This is a genomic window from Curtobacterium oceanosedimentum, assembly GCF_020297365.1.
Taxonomy (GTDB): Bacteria; Actinomycetota; Actinomycetes; order Actinomycetales; family Microbacteriaceae; genus Curtobacterium.
The window spans coordinates 1-18784 of the sequence record NZ_JAIXIG010000041.1 but is presented as its reverse complement, the minus strand read 5'-3'; the positions used below and the strand labels follow the sequence as shown (position 1 = coordinate 18784).

Sequence of the window (18784 nt, the reverse complement as noted above, 5' to 3'; positions counted from 1 at the left end):
GGCATCGACGCCCCTGACGCCGGCGCACCCAGCGACCACGACCTCGGCACCTGGATCGCCGACCGTCGGTGGTACGCCTCGAAGGGATCCGTGCCGCGGCTCCGCACCGTCTCGACGGACGCCGGGACCCGACTGGTGATCGACGACGCCCCCGCGGTCCCCGTCCTGTACCAGTCGCCGGTGACGACCGACGCCGACGGCTCGCTCGTCGACGCCACGACCGACCTCGGGTGGGTGTCGGCGCTCGCCGCACGCATCGACGCCTCGACCGACAGCCTCACCCCGATCGGCCGGGTCGTGGCCGCGCGGGTGCTCACCGGCGAGCAGTCGAACACCTCGGTGATCTGCGACACCGAGTCCGGCGAGCGCGTGATCATCAAGGTCTTCCGGGTCCTGCACCACGGCGACAACCCGGACGTCACCACGCAGCTCGCACTGACCGCGGCGGGCAGCACCCGCGTGCCCCGGGTGTACGGCGCCCTCCGTTCCGAGTGGCCCGACGTCGGCCGACCGGACGGCACCGCGAGCGGCCACCTGGCCTTCGCGCAGGAGTTCCTGCCCGGCCTCGACGACGCCTGGCGCGTGGCCCTGCGGGAGGCGCAGGCCGGCACGCCCTTCGGCGACCGCGCCGAGCAGCTCGGCACCGCCCTGGCGGACGTCCACCGCACCCTCGCGACCGCCCTGCCGACGGAACCCGCGGACGCCGCCCGTCGTGACGCCGCCGTCGCCACCATGCACGACCGGCTCGAGACGGCCACGCGCGAGGCCCCGGCCGTCGCGGCACACGCCGACGCGATCCGTGCCGTCTACGCGCGAGCCGCCGACGCCGTCTGGCCGGACCTGCAGCGCGTCCACGGCGACCTGCACCTCGGCCAGGTCCTCGCCGCACCGGACCCGCGCGGCTGGGTGTTCCTGGACTTCGAGGGCGAGCCCCTGCGTCCCCTCGACGAGCGTTCCCTGCCGGACGTCACCCTGCGCGACCTCGCCGGCATGCTCCGGTCGTTCGACTACGTGGCCGGAGCCCTGGCGCACGAGGCCGAGCCGGTCGACGCGGCGGCCTGGGCGGCCGACGCACGGGCGCGGTTCCTCCAGGGGTACCAGCGCGGCACGGGCGTCGACCTCGGCGACCACCGTGCCCTGCTCGACGCGTTCGAACTCGACAAGGCCGTCTACGAGGTCGTCTACGAGACCCGGAACCGCCCGGACTGGGTCGGCATCCCGTCGGCTGCCGTCGGACGCCTGGTCGGCGGCGGGTCCTGACCGACGCGACCCACCGACGGACGGGAGGCACGGTGCCAGCCGGCACCGTGCCTCCCGTCCGTCAGGTGGTGACGCCCGTCAGTTGACGGGACCGGTGTACTTCTCGCCCGGGCCCTTGCCGGGGGCGTCGGGGATCGCCGACGCCTCGCGGAAGGCGAGCTGCAACGACCGCAGCCCGTCGCGGAGCGGACGGGCGTGGTGGTCGCCGATCTCGGTCGCGGCGGCCGTCACCAGGCCGGCGAGTGCGGTGATGAGCTTCCGCGCCTCGTCCAGGTCGGTCTGCTCCTGCGGGTCGTCGGCCAGGCCGACCTTCACGGCGGCGGCACTGAGCAGGTGCACCGCGACGGTGTTGATGAGCTCGACGGCCGGCACCTCCGCGATGTCCCTGGCGGCGTCGATGCCGATGCTGTCCTCGTCGGTCGGGGTGTCGCTCACGGTGCTCCTCTGCTAGGCTGTCCCGCGGCAGATGCTGTCCGTGTGCCCCCAGGTCTTCCTGAGAGCGTCCGGACGGTGTCACGAAAGAGGAGTCTCTCCCACCCGCGGCCGCGTTCCACCAGGCTACCGGGTCACCACCGCTCCGCGGGTGCACGTGCTGCACTCGCCGGTCGGGTCCGACGGACCCGATGCAGGGCGGCTGCCGAACGGGTCGACATCCCGTGCGTCAGATCTCCTCTCTCGTGCTGTCGTCCAGGGCATACGCCCCGGACGGCCACCACCTGATTGAAGGAGCTCCGCATCACCGATCCCCGTACCAACGACCGAATCCGCGTTCCCGAAGTCCGACTCGTCGGTCCGCAGGGTGAGCAGGTCGGCGTCGTCCCGATCGCCATGGCACTGCGTCTCGCGCAGGAAGCCGAACTGGATCTGGTCGAGGTCGCGCCGAACTCGAAGCCGCCCGTGGCCAAGATCATGGACTACGGCAAGTTCAAGTACGAGGCCGCTCAGAAGGCCAAGGAAGCCCGTCGCAACCAGGTGAACACGGACCTGAAAGAGGTTCGTTTCCGCCTCAAGATCGACGTGCACGACTACGAGACGAAGCGCAAGCGCGCCGAGGGGTTCCTCCTCGGCGGCGACAAGGTGAAGGCGATGATCCTCTTCCGTGGCCGCGAGCAGTCGCGTCCGGAGCAGGGTGTGCGTCTCCTCCAGAAGTTCGCGGAGGAGATCGCCGAGTTCGGTGTCGTCGAGTCGCGTCCGACCCAGGACGGCCGCAACATGACGATGATCATCGCCCCGCTCAAGAACAAGTCCGACGTCAAGGGCGAGCAGAACGCCAAGCGTGCTGCACAGAAGGCCGAGCGCCGCGCTTCCGAGCACGCCGCCAAGGGCAAGCCGGAGGGCGAGGCCGCAGCCACGTCCACGGACGCCCCGGCCGAGTAGGTCCCTCGGACCGACCCCGCAACGACGCGGCCCCCCATCCATCCCACGGAAAGGCACCACCATGCCCAAGCAGAAGACCCACTCCGGGTCGAAGAAGCGCTTCAAGGTCACCGGTACCGGCAAGATCATGAAGCAGCAGGCCGGTATGCGTCACAACCTCGAGGTCAAGAGCGCCAAGCGCAAGGCCCGCCTGAACGAGGACCAGGTCCTCTCCAAGGCTGACGCGAAGAACGTCAAGAAGCTCCTCGGCCACTGAGCCCCCGGAACGTAAAGGAATAGTGCAATGGCACGAGTAAAGAGAGCGGTCAACGCCGCCAAGAAGCGCCGCGTCATCCTCGAGCGCGCCGAGGGCTACCGCGGCCAGCGTTCGCGCCTGTACCGCAAGGCCAAGGAGCAGGTCACCCACTCCCTCGTCTACGCGTACCGCGACCGTCACGCGAAGAAGGGCGAGTTCCGTCGCCTCTGGATCCAGCGCATCAACGCTGCGTCCCGTGCGAACGGCCTGACCTACAACCGCCTCATCCAGGGTCTGAACCTGGCCGGCGTCGAGGTCGACCGTCGCATCCTCGCCGACCTCGCCGTGAACAACCCGGAGACCTTCACCGCGCTCGTCGAGACCGCGAAGAAGGCCCTCCCGGCCGACACCTCGGCCCCGAAGGCCGCGTAGTCGGATCTTCTGCTCGCGAAACCCCCGCCGCACGGCGGGGGTTTCGTCGTTCCTAGACTTGGGTCGTGAGCGATCTCCTCGAGAACCCCCGTGCCGGACGCGTGAAGGCCGTCGCGGCCCTGGCCAAGAAGGACGTGCGGGCCGAGACCGGCCTGTTCCTGCTGGAGGGCCCGCAGGCGGTCCGTGAAGCGCTGGAGTACGGCCCGGAGCTGCTCCGGGAGCTCTACGTCACCCCGACGGCCGCCGCCCGCTACGGCCTCGACGACGCCCCGGTGGACACCTGGTTCGTGACGGAGCAGGTGCTGGACGCGATGGCCGACACCGTCACCCCGCAGGGCGTGGTCGCCGTCTGCCAGCAGTTCCCGACCTCCGTCAAGGACGTCTTCCCCGACCGTCGCGCTGGCGACGACGCCGACCTGGAGGCCCGGGGTGCGTCCGACGAGCCCGACGCGTTGCCGGGACTGGTCGCCATCCTCGAGGAGGTGCGGGACCCGGGGAACGCCGGCACGATCATCCGCGCCGCCGACTCCGCCGGCGCCGACGCGGTCGTGCTGACCGGGCGCTCGGTCGACCCGTACAACCCGAAGGTCGTCCGGTCCACCACGGGCTCGCTGTTCCACGTGCCGGTGTCGGTCGGCGTCACCCTCGCCGACACGATCGGGCGGGCGAAGGCCCTGGGCTACACGGTGCTCGCGGCCGACGTCTCCGGCGACGACCTGCCGGTCGTCCGGGCCGAGGGCATGCTCGACGGTCCGACCGCGTGGGTCTTCGGCAACGAGGCCCGCGGGCTCACCGCCGAGGACCTCGCCCTCGTCGACCGGGCCGTGAAGGTGCCGATCTACGGGCAGGCGGAGTCGATGAACCTCGCGACCGCTGCGTCGGTGTGCCTGTACGAGTCGGCGTTCGCGCTCCGCACGGCGTAGGCGTCCGTCCGGTACAGGACGGCGGTATCCCAGGGGCCGGTAGGCTTGGGTCTCGTGTCAGAACCTCTCGAGATCAGCGAATCGGCCGTCGCCGACGCGGTGGACGCGGCCCTCGCCGCCGTCCGTGCCACGACGACGGTCGCCGAACTGAAGCAGGCCCGGTCCGAGCACACCGGTGAGCAGTCGCCGTTGGCCCGGATGAACGCGTCGATGCGCAGCGTGCCGCCGGAGCAGAAGGCCGCGGCCGGCAAGCTCGTCGGCCAGGCCCGTGGCCGGGTGAACGGGGCGATCGCCGAACAGGAAGCCGTCCTCGCCGTGGCCGAGGAACGCGCCCGGCTCGAGGCCGAGCGGGTCGACGTCACGGCACTGCCGACGCACCGCCCGACCGGGTCGCGCCACCCGCTGTCGCTCCTCAACGAGGACGTCGCCGACATCTTCGTCGGCATGGGGTGGGAGGTCGCAGAGGGGCCCGAGCTCGAGCACGAGTGGTTCAACTTCGACGCCCTGAACTTCGATCCCGACCACCCGGCCCGGGCGATGGCCGACACGATCTTCGTCGAGCCGGTCGACCGGCACCTGGTCATGCGCACGCACACGTCCCCGGTGCAGGTGCGGTCGCTGCTGTCCCGTGAGCTCCCGCTCTACGTCATCGCCCCGGGGCGCGTCTACCGTGCCGACGAGCTCGACGCCACGCACCTGCCGGTCTTCACCCAGGTCGAGGGCATCGCGATCGACAAGGGGCTGACGATGGCGCACCTGCGTGGCACGCTCGAGCACTTCGCGCGCCAGATGTTCGGCGCCGAGGCGCAGATCCGTCTCCGCCCCAACTACTTCCCGTTCACCGAGCCCAGCGCCGAGATGGACGTCTGGCAGCCGAACGCCAAGGGTGGCGCGCGGTGGGTCGAGTGGGGTGGCTGCGGCATGGTCAACCCGAACGTGCTGCGCGCCGCCGGCATCGACCCGGACGAGTACCAGGGCTTCGCCTTCGGCATGGGCATCGAGCGGACGCTGCAGTTCCGCAACGGCCTGAACGACATGCGTGACTTCCTCGAGGGCGACATCCGCTTCTCGCAGCAGTTCGGAACGGTGGTCTGATGCGCGTCCCACTCCGTTGGCTCGGTGAGTCCGTCGACCTGCCCGAGGACGTCACCCTCGAGCACGTCCACGCGGCACTCGTGTCGGTCGGCTTCGAGGAAGAAGCCGTGCACACGTTCGACCTGACCGGACCCGTCGTGGTCGGCCGGGTGCTCGAACGCGTGCCCGAGCCGCAGAAGAACGGCAAGACCATCAACTGGTGCCAGGTGGACGTCGGCGAGGCCGAGCCGCGCGGGATCGTCTGCGGCGCGCACAACTTCGACGTCGGCGACCTCGTCGTCGTCACGCTGCCCGGCGCCGTGCTGCCCGGTCCCTTCCCGATCGCCGCGCGCAAGACCTACGGGCACGTGTCCGACGGCATGATCGCCTCGGCCCGCGAGCTCGGCCTGGGCGATGAGCACGACGGCATCCTGCGCTTCGCCGACCTCGGCATGGAGCCGGAGGTCGGGCAGGACGCCATCGCGCTCCTCGGCCTCGACGACGCCGCCGTCGAGATCAACGTGACCCCGGACCGCGGCTACGTCCTCAGCATGCGCGGCGTCGCGCGCGAGTACGCCCACGCCACCGGCGCCAGCTTCCACGACCCGGTCGACCGCGTCGCGCCCCGCACCGCCGAGGGTTTCCGGGTCACGATCGACGACCAGGCCCCGATCCGCGGTCGGGTGGGCGCCTCCACGTTCGTCACGCGCGTCGTACGGGGGATCGACCCGGCGGCGAAGACACCGTCCTGGATGGTGTCGCGTCTCGCCCTCGCCGGTGTGCGGTCGATCTCGCTGCCCGTCGACATCACGAACTACGTCATGTTCGAGCTGGGCCAGCCCCTGCACGGCTACGACCTGCAGACCGTCCGCGGTGGGCTCGGTGTCCGCCGCGCAGCTGCCGGCGAGACCCTCGAGACGCTCGACGGGACCGTCCGGACGCTCGACCCCGAAGACCTCGTCATCACCGACGACGACGGTCCTGTCGGCCTCGCCGGCGTGATGGGCGGAGCCCGCACCGAGATCTCGGCGAGCACGACCGACGTCCTCATCGAGGCCGCTGGGTTCGACCAGGTCTCGATCGCCCGCACCGCTCGGCGCCACAAGCTCCCCAGCGAGGCATCCCGTCGCTTCGAGCGCGGGGTCGACCCGCAGGTGGCCGAGGCCGCTGCGAACCGTGCCGTCGAGCTCCTCGTCGAGCTCGCCGGCGGCACGGCGGACGCCCTCGGGTCGACGCTCGTCGACACCGAGCCGCGGTCGACCGTCCCGATGCGCCTGTCCCGTCCGGCCGAGCTCGTCGGCGTCGAGTACACCGACGCCGAGGTCATCGAGACGCTCCGCGCGATCGGTGCGGCGGTCGAGGTCGACGGCGAACAGCTCGCGGTCACCCCGCCCACCTGGCGCCCCGACCTGACCGACGACACCACCCTCGTCGAGGAGGTCGCGCGCATCGTCGGCTACGACCGGATCCCGAGCGTGCTGCCCGTCGCCCCGCCCGGCCGCGGCCTCACCGTCCACCAGCGCGCCCGCCGCCGGGTCGCAGCGGCCCTCGCCGCGTCCGGTCTGGTCGAGGTGGTGACGGCGCCGTTCGTGTCCGCCGCCACCCAGGCCGCCTACCCGGGCATCGACCCGCAGGGTGGTCCGAGCGTCGTGCTCGCGAACGCCCTGGACAGCGAGCAGAACCTGCTCCGCCGCAGCGGTGTCCCCGCGCTGGTCGACGCCGCGCGCCGCAACGTGGCCCGCGGGCTGGTCGACGTCGCGCTCTACGAGACGTCACGGGTGTTCCTGCCGGAGACCGACGCGACCCTCGGCACCGACACCGTCCCCGCCGGTGCGGTCCGCCCCGACCGCGCCACGCTCGAGGCACTCGACGCGTCGCTGCCCGCGCAGCCCTTCCACGTCGCCGCGCTCCTGACGGGCAACCGCGTCGTGAAGCAGCCGGGCGTGACGGCCGTGCCCTACGGCATCGCCGACGCGATCGACGCCGCGCACCAGATCGCGTGGGCCGTCGGCGTCGAGCTGACCGTCGCCCAGACCACCCACCCGTCGCTGCATCCGGGCCGCGCCGCGTCGCTGCTCGTGGACGGCACCGTCGTGGGCGTCGCCGGCGAACTCCTGCCCGAGCTGGCCGAGGCCGCCGTGCTGCCCCGCGTGGTGGCCGTCGTCGAACTCGACCTCGACGCCCTGGTCGGAGCCGCTCCGGAGCTCGTCGCCGTCGGACCGATCGTGTCCTACCCGGCGGCCACCCAGGACCTCTCGCTCGTCGTCGCGACGGAGGTGCCGGCCGGTGACGTCCTGGACGCCGTGCGCTCTGGCGCGGGAGACCTGTTGGAGTATGCTCGGCTCGTGGACGACTACCGGGGCACGGGCGTGGACGAGGGACAGAAGTCCCTGACGTTCGCCCTGCGGTTCCGCGCCACGGACCGCACGCTGACCGCTGCCGAGGCCACCGAGGCCCGCGACGGCGCAGTCCGACGTGCCGGCGAGCGATTCGGGGCGACCCTGCGCGACTGACCCACGACGGGATCAGCACCGCCCGGGGTCGCCGCCTCCGACTCCTCGACGACCAGTCCGACCAAAGGTGGAATCCCATGTCCGTATCCGTCGCCGTGGCGGGAGCGTCCGGCTACGCGGGCGGCGAGCTCCTGCGCGTGCTCTCCGCCCACCCCGAGTTCGACGTCAGGACGGTAACGGCGTTCTCGAACGCCGGACAGCCCCTGATCGCGACGCAGCCGCACCTCCGCTCGCTGTCGCACCTGACGCTCGTCGAGACCACGGCCGAGACCCTCCGCGGACACGACGTGGTCTTCCTGGCGCTGCCGCACGGGCAGTCGGGGGCGATCACCGCCGAGCTCGGGGACGACACCCTCGTCGTCGACTGCGGCGCGGACCACCGGCTGACGGACCCGGCGGCGTGGGAGCGGTTCTACGGCGGCGAGTACTTCGGCGCCTGGACGTACGGGCTGCCCGAACTCCTGCTCGCGGCGCCCACGCCCGGCTCCGCCGAGGAGTGGCGGGACGTCGACGACATCGCCTCCCAGGGCAAGCAGCGTTCCGCCCTGGTCGGCACGAAGCGCATCGCGGTGCCCGGGTGCAACGTCACCGCGGTGACGCTCGGCATCCAGCCCGGTGTCCAGGCCGGCCTGGTCGAGTCGGACGACCTCGTCGCGGTGCTCAGCGTCGGCCCGAGCGGTGCCGGCAAGAAGCTCGCGAACACGTACCTGGCCGCCGAGATCATGGGGTCGGCGAGTGCGTACGCCGTCGGCGGCACCCACCGGCACGTCCCCGAGATCCAGCAGAACCTGCAGGTCGCCGGCGCAGCGGACGTCACGATCTCGTTCACGCCCGTGCTCGTGCCGATGTCGCGCGGCATCCTGGCCACCACCACCGCGAAGCTCTCGCCCGGCGTGAGCGCGCGCGACGTGCGACTCGCCTGGGAGCAGGCCTACGCCGACGAGCCCTTCGTGCACCTGCTGCCCGAGGGGGAGTTCCCGCGCGTCGCGGACACCATCGGCGCGAACACCGCACTCGTCGGCATCGCCGTCGACGAGGCCGCCGGTCGTGTCGTCGCGGTGAGTGCCCTCGACAACCTCGCCAAGGGCACGGCGGGCGCCGCCGTGCAGTCGGCGAACATCGCCCTCGGTCTCCCCGAGACCACGGGCCTCAGCGTGGACGGAGTCGCACCGTGACCGACGCAGGAACGACCACCCAGGGCGAGCACCTCCCTCGCAGGCTCGGTCGGCGCGACTCGCGTGACGCTGGCGCGTCACCGTCGAGCGAGTCGCGCCAGGGCGTCACCGCGGCAGCGGGCTTCCGCGCTGCGGGCGTGACCGCCGGCCTGAAGGCGAGCGGCAAGCCCGACGTCGCACTCGTCGTGAACGACGGACCGGACGCCGCGGCGGCCGCGGTCTTCACCAGCAACCGCGCCCAGGCGCACCCGGTGATCTGGTCCCGCCAGGTCGTCGGTGACGGCGTCGCGCGCGCCGTCGTCCTGAACTCCGGCGGTGCGAACTGCTTCACCGGACCCTTCGGGTTCCAGACCACGCACATGACGGCCGAAGCGGTCGGCGACGCCCTCGGCATCGGTGCCGGCGACGTCGTCGTCTGCTCGACCGGGCTCATCGGCGTCGGCGACCAGACCTTCCGCGACAACGTGCTCCGCGGGGTCGACCTGGCGAGCGCGGCCCTCAGCAGCGACGGCGGTCCGGACGCGGCGACGGCCATCATGACGACGGACACCAAGGCCAAGCAGTCCGTCGTGACCGAGGACGGCTGGACCGTCGGCGGCATGGCGAAGGGCGCGGGGATGCTCGCGCCGGGGCTCGCCACGATGCTCGTGGTCATCACGACGGACGCCGTGCAGACGCCGGACCAGCTCGACCAGGCGCTCCGCGCCGCCACCCGCATCACGTTCGACCGGGTCGACTCCGACGGCTGCATGTCGACCAACGACACCGTCGTGCTGCTGTCCTCCGGTGCGAGCGGGGTGACCCCCGAGGTCGGCGACTTCCAGGAGGCACTGACCGCGGTGTGCGCGGACCTCGCCCGGCAGCTCCAGCAGGACGCCGAGGGCGCGAGCCACGACATCACCATCGAGGTCACCGGCGCGGTGTCCGAGGACGAGGCCGTCACGGTCGGGCGCAGCGTCGCCCGGAACAACCTGTTCAAGGCCGCGGTCTTCGGCAACGACCCGAACTGGGGCCGCGTGCTGGCGGCGATCGGGACCACCGACGCCGAGTTCGACCCGTACGCGGTCGACGTCAGCATGAACGGCGTCCGCGTCTGCCACGCCGGCGCCCCGGACCGGCCGATCGACGAGGTCGACCTGACGCCGCGCGACACCCACGTCCTGATCGAGCTCGGGGTCGGCGTGCACGCGGCGACGATCCTGACGAACGACCTGACGCACGACTACGTCCACGAGAACAGCGCGTACTCCAGCTGATGAGCGACGACCTGACCAAGGAAGAAGAGCACGAGCTCGCCGCCGTCAAGGCCGCGACGCTCATCGAGTCGCTGCCCTGGCTGAAGCGGTTCTCGGGCAAGATCGTCGTCGTCAAGTTCGGCGGCAACGCCATGGTGAACGACGACCTCAAGCGCGCGTTCGCCGAGGACATGGTCTACCTGCGCTACGCCGGTCTGCACCCGGTCGTCGTGCACGGTGGCGGGCCGCAGATCTCCGCCGCGCTCAAGGAACAGGGCATCGAGTCCGAGTTCCGCGGCGGCTACCGCGTCACCACGACCGAGGCCATCACGGTCGTCCGCGACGTCCTGGCCGGCGAGGTGAACCGCGAGATCGTCGACCTGGTGAACGAGCACGGCGAGGGCCTGGCCGTCGGCGTGTTCGGCGACGGCGGTTCGCTGTTCACCGGCGAGCAGAAGGGCGTGGTCGTCGACGGGCAGGAGTACGACCTCGGGCACGTCGGGGACATCACCCACGTCGACCCGTCCGGGGTGCTCGCCGCGATCGAGGCCGGCCGGATCCCGGTGGTCTCGAGCATCGCGATCGACGACGCCCACCCGGACCAGGCGCTCAACGTGAACGCCGATGCCGCGGCCGGTGCGCTGGCGATCGCGCTCCGTGCGTCGAAGCTCATGATGCTCACCGACGTCCCCGGGCTGTACCGCAACTGGCCGGACCGCGACTCGATCGTCGACCTCATCGCCGTCGACGAACTCCGCGAGCTCCTGCCGACCCTCGAGTCCGGCATGATCCCGAAGATGACCGCGTGCCTCGACGCCGTGGTCGGCGGCGTCGGCGGTGCGACCATCATCGACGGCCGGATCCCGCACTCGATCCTGCTCGAGGTCTTCACCCTGCGGGGTGCGGGCACCGAGGTGATCCCGGACCCGAGCCGTCGCACCGAGAACCAGATGACCCACGCCGAGATCGGCCGACGCGTGGCGTCGCCGTCGATCGACAGCAGCACCGGCCAGCACGTGGCCGGCGCGACCGAGAAGGGACAGCAGCAGTGAGCACCGAGACGCAGACCCAGACCTGGAACGACCGGTTCGGGGCGTCGCTCATGCGATCCCTGACCCCGCCGAAGATCATGCTCGAGCGCGGCCAGGGCTGTCGCGTCTGGGACGTCGAGGGCAACGGGTACCTCGACTTCCTCGCCGGCATCGCCGTGAACTCCCTCGGCCACGCGCATCCCGCCCTGGTCGAGGCCGTCGCCGACCAGGCGGCCAAGCTCGTGCACGTGTCGAACTACTTCGCCACCCCGCCGCAGCTCGAGCTCGCCGAACGCCTCAAGCGCATCACCGGTGCGGGCGACGCCGGTCGCGTGTACTTCGGCAACTCCGGCGCCGAGGCGAACGAGGCCGCGTTCAAGCTGGCCCGCCTCAACAAGGGTGCGGACGGCACCAAGACGCGGATCGTCGCGCTCAAGCAGGGCTTCCACGGCCGGACGATGGGTGCCCTCGCGCTCACCGGCAAGCCCGCGCTGCAGCAGGACTTCCTGCCGATGGTGCCCGGCGTCGAGCACATCGACACCTCGGTCGAGGCGCTCGAAGCGTCGATCGACGACTCCGTCGCCGCCCTGATCCTCGAACCCATCAAGGGCGAGGCCGGCGTGGTCGACCTGACCGAGGGCTTCCTGCTGGCGGCACGCCGACTGACCGCGGAGCACGGCGCACTGCTCATCCTCGACGAGATCCAGACGGGTGTCGGCCGGACGGGCAACTGGTTCGCGTTCCAGGGCCACGGGATCACCCCGGACGCCATCACGGTCGCCAAGGGCATCGCCGGCGGCTTCCCGATCGGCGCCCTCGTGACCTTCGGGTGGGCGTCCGACCTGTTCTCAGCCGGCCAGCACGGCTCGACCTTCGGTGGCAACCCGCTCGGCACCCGCGTCGCCAATGCCGTGCTCGAGGAGATCGAGCGCGCCGACCTGGTGGCGGGCGCCGTGGTCAAGGGCGAACGGATCCGTGAGGGCATCCGCGCGATCGGCTCCCCCCTGGTCGAGGAGGTCCGCGGCACCGGCCTGCTCATCGGGGTCGGTCTGACCGGCCCGGTCGGCCCCCTCGTCAACGCCGCGGCACTCGAACGCGGCCTCATCATCAACGCCCCCAACGAGTCGAGCCTCCGCATCGCGCCGCCGCTCATCGTGTCCGACGCCGAGATCGACGAGTTCCTGTCGATCCTCGGGCAGAGCCTGGCCGCGGTCGCCGCCGAGCAGGGCGCCACCAGCCAGGAGACCTCCGCATGACCCGCCACTTCCTCCGGGACGACGACCTCAGCCAGGCCGAGCAGTCCGCGATCCTCGACATCGCGGACCGCATGAAGGCCGACCGCTGGGCCGAGCAGCCCCTGGCCGGGCCGCAGAGCGTCGCGGTCATCTTCGACAAGTCGTCGACCCGCACCCGGGTGTCCTTCCACGTCGGCATCTCGGACCTCGGCGGCAGCCCGCTCATCATCTCGACCGCCAACAGCCAGCTCGGCGGCAAGGAGACCCCCTCCGACACCGCCCGCGTGCTCGAGCGCATGGTCTCCGCGATCGTCTGGCGCACCTACGGGCAGGCCGGGCTCGAGGAGATGGCCGCCGGCACGACGGTCCCCGTGGTCAACGCGCTGTCCGACGACTTCCACCCCTGCCAGCTGCTGGCGGACCTGCTCACCATCCGTGAGCACCGCGGCACCCTCGCGGGTCAGACGGTGGCGTTCATCGGCGACGGCGCGAGCAACATGGCGCAGTCCTACCTGCTCGCCGGTGCGACGGCGGGCATGCACGTCCGCGTCGCGGCCCCGGCCGAGTTCGCCCCGTCGGCGCAGGTCGTCACCGACGCCGAGGACCGTGCCGCCGTGACCGGTGGGTCCGTCCTCGTCGTCACCGACCCGGTCGCGGCGGTCGCCGGTGCCGACGTCGTCGTGACGGACACCTGGGTGTCGATGGGCAAGGAGGCCGAGAAGCAGTCGCGCCTGGACACCTTCGCGGGGTACCGGGTCGACGACGCGCTCATGGCGCACGCCGCCGACGACGCCGTCTTCATGCACTGCCTGCCGGCCGACCGTGGCTACGAGGTGACCGCCGACGTCATCGACGGGCCGCGCAGCATCATCTGGGACGAGGCGGAGAACCGTCTGCACGCCCAGAAGGCACTGCTGGCCTGGCTGCTCGCCAACGACTAGCGGATCAGGGAGCACCAGTGGCTGACCGCGTCGTCCTCGCCTCCTCCGGCGGTCTCGAGACCTCCGTCGGGATCGGCTGGCTGCGTGACGCCACCGGCAAGGACGTGGTGGCCCTCGCGGTGGACGTGGGCCAGGGCGACGACCTCGACGTGGTCCGGCAGCGGGCACTCGACTGCGGTGCCGTCGAGTCGCTCGTCGTCGACGCCAAGGACGAGTTCGCCGACGAGTACGTCGTGCCGGCGCTCCGGGCCAACGCGCTCCACCAGAAGCGGTACCCCCTGGTGTCCGCGCTGAGCCGACCGCTCATCGCCAAGCACCTCGCCCTGACGGCGAAGCAGCTCGGTGCCGACAGCGTCGCGCACGGGTGCACCGGCGTCGGCAACGACCAGGTCCGCTTCGCGGCCGCCGTCGCCGCGATCGCCCCGGACCTCCGGACCCTGGCGCCGGTGCGCGACCCCGGACTGCACCGCGACCGGGCGATCGCCTCCGCACAGGAGCGCGGGCTCCCGGTCCCGCACGTCGAGTCCTCGCACCACTCGGTCGACCAGAACCTGTGGGGCCGCTCGGTACAGTCCGCGTCCCTCGAGGACCCGTGGAGCGCCCCCGCCGAAGCGCTCTACGCCTCCACGCACGACCCGGCCGTCCCGCAGCAGGCCGACGAGGTGACGATCACCTTCGACCGCGGCGTCCCCGTGGCGCTCGACGGCCAGCGCTTCAGCGTCCTGCGGCTCGTGCAGGAGCTCGACGCCGTCGCGGGCAAGCACGGCGTCGGACGCATCGACGTCGTCGAGGACCGCCTCACCGGCACCAAGTCGCGCGAGGTCTACGAGGCCCCGGCGGCCATCGCGCTCATCACCGCCCACGAGGAGCTCGAGAGCCTGACCCTGGAGCGCGACGTCCTCCGCTACAAGCGCGGTGTCGAGGCGGAGTGGGCCGGCCTGGTCTACGACGGGCTGTGGTTCGGCGGCCTGAAGCGCGGTCTCGACGCCTTCCTCGAGCACACCCAGCAGCACGTCTCCGGCGACGTCCGGCTGCGGCTGCAGGGTGGTCGTGCCACCGTGACGGGCCGCCGGTCGGAGCAGAGCCTGTACGACTTCGACCTGGCGACGTCCGAGGCCGGCGACGAGCCCGACCGGTCCCCGGCCAGGGGCTTCACCGAGCTCTGGTCGCTGCCCGGCAGGATCACCGCCCGCCGCGACGCCGCGAACTGACCCTCATCCAGCACCACCGAACGACGCAGGACGACATGACCGACGACAAGACCGACGCCACCAACACCGGTGCCCTGTGGGGCGGCCGCTTCGCCGACGGCCCGAGCGCCGCCCTCGCCGCGCTCTCGAAGTCGACGCACTTCGACTGGCAGCTCGCCCCCTACGACATCGCCGGCTCCCGTGCCCACGCCCGCGCGCTCCACACCGCCGGCTACCTGACGGCCGACGAACTCGAGCGCATGCTCGCCGGCCTCGACCGGCTCGAGGCCGCGCACGCCGACGGCACGCTGCAGCCCGACGACACCGACGAGGACGTCCACGGCGCACTGGAACGCCTGCTCATCGCCGACCTCGGCCCCGAGCTCGGCGGCAAGCTCCGCGCCGGCCGCAGCCGCAACGACCAGATCGCCACGCTCGGTCGCATGCACATGCTCGACCACGGGCGGCGCATCGGCCGGCTCGTGATCGACCTCGTCGACGCGATCACCCAGCAGGCGACCGAGCACCCGGACGCGATCATGCCCGGGCGCACGCACCTGCAGCACGCACAGCCCGTGCTCCTCGCGCACCACCTGCTCGCGCACGCATGGCCCCTGGTCCGCGACCTCGAGCGGCTCCGCGACTGGGCGGGACGCGCGAGCGTCAGCCCGTACGGTGCCGGTGCCCTGGCCGGCAGCTCGCTCGGTCTCGACCCGTCGGCCATCGCTGCCGAGCTCGGGTTCGACCGCCCGGCCGACAACTCGATCGACGCGACCGCCGCCCGTGACGTCGTCGCCGAGTTCGCGTTCGTCCTGGCGCAGATCGGCATCGACGTCTCGCGACTGTCGGAGGAGGTCATCCTCTGGAACACGAAGGAGTTCGGCTTCGTCCGGCTCCACGACGCGTTCTCGACCGGCTCGAGCATCATGCCGCAGAAGAAGAACCCGGACATCGCCGAGCTCGCGCGCGGCAAGTCCGGTCGGCTCATCGGCAACCTGACAGGCCTGCTCGCGACCCTCAAGGGGCTGCCGCTCGCCTACAACCGCGACCTGCAGGAGGACAAGGAGCCGATCTTCGACTCGGTCGCCACGCTCGAGGTGCTGCTGCCCGCCTTCACCGGCATGATCGCGACACTGACCTTCGACACCGAGCGGATGGCCGAGCTCGCCCCGCAGGGCTTCTCGCTCGCCACCGACGTCGCCGAGTGGCTGGTCCGCCAGGGCGTGCCGTTCCGCGACGCCCACGAGGTCTCCGGCGCGCTGGTCCGGTACTGCGAGGAGCGCGGGCTCGAGCTCGACCAGCCCACCGACGACGAGTACCGCGCGGTGTCCGAACACCTCACGCCCGAGGTCCGCGGCGTGCTCACCATCGAGGGCAGCGTCGCGTCGCGTTCCGGCGTCGGTGGCACGGCTCCCGACCGTGTGGCCGAGCAGCTCGCTGCGCTCACGCGGCGTGTGCACGACCTGGCCGAGGGCGCGCCCTTCTCCCGATGACCGCCGGGATCGACGCCCTCCTCGCCGAGGTGGCCCCGATCGCCGCGCCGGCCCTGCTCGGTGCGACGATCGCCGGCCGGGGCGTGACGCTGCGCATCACCGAGGTCGAGGCCTACTCCGGCGCCACCGACCCCGGTTCGCACGGGCACCGCGGGCCGACGGCACGCAACCGCCACCTGTTCGGACCGCCCGGGACCCTGTACGCCTACCGGTCGTACGGCATCCACACGTGCGTCAACGTGGTGAGCGGACCAGTGGGGACGTCGTCGGGATCGCTGCTCCGCGGTGCGGAGGTGGTCGACGGCCTCGACGTGGCACGAGCGCGTCGTGGCCCGGCCGTCGCCGACGTCGCGTTGGCGCGGGGGCCCGGCAACCTCGGCGGCGCCCTCGGGGCCGTCCTCGGCGAGGACGACGGCACGTCACTGCTCGACGGCTCCGGCCCGTTCGTGCTCACCCTGGCACCCGGTCTGGAGGCGCGGATCGCCTCCGCCGGTCCGGCTCCCGTGATCGACGCGCTCCTGTCCGAGACCGTCCCCGCCCCCGGCGGGGGCGGTCCGGTGCCGCGCATCTCGCGCGGGCCGCGCACCGGCGTCGGCGGCATCGCCGGCGGGGTGCGGTACCCCTGGCGCTTCTGGTTGACGGGCGACCCGACGGTCTCGGCGTACCGACGGCACAAGGGCGCCGTCGACTCGTGAACGCGACCACGGGCCTCCCGGCAGAGCGCGCCTGCCGGACGTCCGTCGCCGCTACGATGGCGGGGTGTCCAGTGCTCCCGCCCACGACGTCCTGACGCGCCAGCAGAACGATCCCACCTTCGACTCGGTGTGGGACGAACTGCGGTGGCGTGGCCTGGTGCAGGTCTCGACCGACGAGGCCGCGCTGCAGGCGGCCCTCGACGGTGATCCGATCACGTACTACTGCGGCTTCGACCCGACCGCGCCGTCGCTGCACTGCGGCAACCTCCTGCAGCTCCTGACCATGCGCCGGCTGCAGCTCGCCGGACACAAGCCACTCGCGCTGGTGGGCGGGTCGACCGGGCTCATCGGTGATCCCCGCCCCACGGCGGAGCGGACGCTGAACACCCCGGAGACCGTGGCCGAGTGGGTGTCCCGGCTGCAGGTCCAGGTGTCCCGGTTCCTCAGCCCCGACGGCGACAACGGCGTCCGCCTGGTGAACAACCTCGACTGGACCGCGCCGATGTCGGCGATCGACTTCCTGCGCGACGTCGGCAAGTACTTCCGCGTCAACTCGATGCTCAAGAAGGACGCGGTCGCGGCCCGACTGAGCTCCGACGCCGGGATCAGCTACACCGAGTTCAGCTACCAGATCCTGCAGGGGCTCGACTACCGCGAGCTCTTCCGGCAGTACGGGTGCACGCTGCAGACCGGCGGGTCGGACCAGTGGGGCAACCTGACCTCCGGCACGGAGCTCATCCGTCGTTCCGAGGGGGCGACGGTCCACGCCCTCGGCACGCCCCTGATCACCAACGCCGACGGCACGAAGTTCGGCAAGAGCGAGGGCAACGCGATCTGGCTCGACGCCGAGATGACGTCGCCGTACGCGCTCTACCAGTTCTGGCTCAACACGGCGGACGCCGACGTGGTCGCACGCCTCCGCGAGTTCACGTTCCTGACCCGGGCCGAGATCGAACGGCTCGAGCAGACCGTCGCCGACGAGCCCTTCCGACGGGAGGCCCAGCGGACCCTGGCGTTCGAGGTCACCTCGCTCGTGCACGGGGTCGCCGCGACCCAGGCGGCGATCGATGCCGCGGCGGCGCTGTTCGGCAACGGGGACCTCGGTGCGCTCGACCCGGACACCCTGCGGTCCGCGATCGCGGAACTGCCCGGTTCGGCGACGATCGATCCCGGTGCCGACGTGGCGCGGGCGCTCGTGGAGACCGAACTCGTGAAGTCCCTCGGCGAGGCCCGTCGTGCGATCGACCAGGGCGGCGTGTACGTCAACAACGTCCGAGCCGACGACCCGGCTGCCCCGCTGTCCGACCTCGCCCTGCCCGGGGGAGTGCTCGTGCTGCGCCGGGGCAAGAAGACCCTGGCCGGTGTGACGCTCGGCTGATCACCGTTTCCTCGACCCCTCGCGATGCCCGGTTCCCCTGTGGAACCGGGCATCGCTGCGTGCGGGCGACGCGTGTTGCACAACGCGACACGCCCGGGATGGGGGCAGGCTTGGCGCACTCGCTCAGGGCTGCGTATAGTTCTTACTCGTCACCCCAAAGGTGCGGCGGAGCGGCTGGAGCGAAAGCCCAGAGCACGCCGGCCCTCAAGCGGGACCATCCTCCACTGAAGTTCAGATCGGGCCTTGCGCCGGATCGCTTCGACGCCTAGGATGACAAGCCCACCGGTTCTCTCCCCTCGGGATGAGCCACTGGACCTCCGGGTCCGACGAACGACCGGTGGCAAGCCAAGTACACAAGCCTTGTGGCTGAAGCTCGAACTCGAGCCGAGGAGCAAGTGCGTCTGGTCCTTGAGAACTCAACAGCGTGCACATTGTCAATGCCAATTTTATTGACCTCGTGCCTGGCCTTCTGGCTGGGTTTGAGACAATTCCTTTTGGATTGAAGATTGTCAGTAGACAGTCGACAGTCAGAATCAACTCGCTGACGCTTTCGGGTGTTGGTTGTAATTTTTTACGGAGAGTTTGATCCTGGCTCAG

At 71.4% G+C, this 18784-nt stretch carries 17 protein-coding genes; 16 read left to right on the top strand and 1 reads right to left on the bottom strand.

Annotated elements, in window-relative coordinates:
• Positions 1 to 3 precede the first annotated feature (3 nt).
• Positions 4 to 1260: a phosphotransferase gene (locus tag LEL83_RS14885; RefSeq protein WP_225559396.1), complete on the top strand. Its 1257-nt coding sequence runs from the start codon at positions 4 to 6 to the stop codon at positions 1258 to 1260.
• 78 nt (positions 1261 to 1338) lie between these two features.
• Here LEL83_RS14885 and LEL83_RS14880 read toward each other — a convergent pair whose 3' ends face one another.
• Positions 1339 to 1695, bottom strand: a complete 357-nt coding sequence (locus LEL83_RS14880; protein WP_198656791.1) for a DUF1844 domain-containing protein — start codon at positions 1693 to 1695, stop codon at positions 1339 to 1341.
• Positions 1696 to 1980: 285 nt separating this feature from the next.
• Between LEL83_RS14880 and infC the strand changes: the two genes are divergently transcribed.
• The 15 genes from infC (at position 1981) to tyrS (ending at position 18187) form a co-directional block, all read left to right on the top strand.
• Positions 1981 to 2637: a translation initiation factor IF-3 gene (infC, locus tag LEL83_RS14875; protein ID WP_198656790.1), complete on the top strand. Its 657-nt coding sequence runs from the start codon at positions 1981 to 1983 to the stop codon at positions 2635 to 2637.
• Between the two features lie 61 nt (positions 2638 to 2698).
• A complete protein-coding gene (gene rpmI, locus LEL83_RS14870) occupies positions 2699 to 2893 on the top strand; it encodes a 50S ribosomal protein L35 (protein WP_056120818.1) in 195 nt (64 codons plus the stop codon).
• 27 nt (positions 2894 to 2920) lie between these two features.
• Positions 2921 to 3304, top strand: a complete 384-nt coding sequence (gene rplT, locus LEL83_RS14865) for a 50S ribosomal protein L20 (RefSeq protein ID WP_017887975.1) — start codon at positions 2921 to 2923, stop codon at positions 3302 to 3304.
• A gap of 65 nt (positions 3305 to 3369) precedes the next feature.
• Positions 3370 to 4227, top strand: coding sequence for a TrmH family RNA methyltransferase (locus tag LEL83_RS14860; RefSeq protein WP_225559395.1), 858 nt, complete (start codon positions 3370 to 3372; stop codon positions 4225 to 4227).
• 54 nt (positions 4228 to 4281) lie between these two features.
• Positions 4282 to 5322, top strand: coding sequence for a phenylalanine--tRNA ligase subunit alpha (gene pheS, locus LEL83_RS14855; RefSeq protein ID WP_198656788.1), 1041 nt, complete (start codon positions 4282 to 4284; stop codon positions 5320 to 5322).
• Entirely contained in the window at positions 5322 to 7814 is a 2493-nt protein-coding gene (gene pheT / locus LEL83_RS14850; protein ID WP_225559394.1) for a phenylalanine--tRNA ligase subunit beta, read from the top strand. The genes pheS and pheT overlap by 1 nt, the downstream gene beginning before the upstream one ends.
• Positions 7815 to 7891: 77 nt before the next feature.
• A complete protein-coding gene (locus LEL83_RS14845) occupies positions 7892 to 8989 on the top strand; it encodes an N-acetyl-gamma-glutamyl-phosphate reductase (RefSeq protein ID WP_225559393.1) in 1098 nt (365 codons plus the stop codon).
• A 137-nt stretch (positions 8990 to 9126) separates the two neighbouring features.
• Positions 9127 to 10245 (top strand): bifunctional glutamate N-acetyltransferase/amino-acid acetyltransferase ArgJ, encoded by a 1119-nt coding sequence (gene argJ / locus LEL83_RS14840; protein ID WP_372454467.1) that lies wholly within the window; start codon positions 9127 to 9129, stop codon positions 10243 to 10245.
• The gene (gene argB, locus LEL83_RS14835; protein WP_225559391.1) at positions 10245 to 11276 is read left to right on the top strand and encodes an acetylglutamate kinase; all 1032 of its coding nucleotides are present in this window, start codon (positions 10245 to 10247) and stop codon (positions 11274 to 11276) included. Before argJ ends, argB begins: the two co-directional genes overlap by 1 nt.
• Complete coding sequence (locus LEL83_RS14830) at positions 11273 to 12511, top strand: acetylornithine transaminase (RefSeq protein ID WP_225559390.1); 1239 nt, start codon at positions 11273 to 11275, stop codon at positions 12509 to 12511. The genes argB and LEL83_RS14830 overlap by 4 nt, the downstream gene beginning before the upstream one ends.
• Positions 12508 to 13431, top strand: a complete 924-nt coding sequence (gene argF, locus LEL83_RS14825) for an ornithine carbamoyltransferase (protein ID WP_198656782.1) — start codon at positions 12508 to 12510, stop codon at positions 13429 to 13431. The genes LEL83_RS14830 and argF overlap by 4 nt, the downstream gene beginning before the upstream one ends.
• A 17-nt stretch (positions 13432 to 13448) precedes the next feature.
• The gene (locus LEL83_RS14820) at positions 13449 to 14642 is read left to right on the top strand and encodes an argininosuccinate synthase (protein WP_225559389.1); all 1194 of its coding nucleotides are present in this window, start codon (positions 13449 to 13451) and stop codon (positions 14640 to 14642) included.
• A 35-nt stretch (positions 14643 to 14677) separates the two neighbouring features.
• Positions 14678 to 16114 carry an argininosuccinate lyase gene (gene argH / locus LEL83_RS14815; protein ID WP_225559388.1) on the top strand — a complete coding sequence of 479 codons (1437 nt, stop codon included), beginning with the start codon at positions 14678 to 14680 and terminating at the stop codon, positions 16112 to 16114.
• Entirely contained in the window at positions 16111 to 16809 is a 699-nt protein-coding gene (locus tag LEL83_RS14810; RefSeq protein WP_225559387.1) for a DNA-3-methyladenine glycosylase, read from the top strand. The genes argH and LEL83_RS14810 overlap by 4 nt, the downstream gene beginning before the upstream one ends.
• Before the next feature lie 64 nt (positions 16810 to 16873).
• A complete protein-coding gene (gene tyrS / locus LEL83_RS14805; protein WP_225559386.1) occupies positions 16874 to 18187 on the top strand; it encodes a tyrosine--tRNA ligase in 1314 nt (437 codons plus the stop codon).
• The last annotated feature ends 597 nt before the right edge of the window (positions 18188 to 18784 follow it).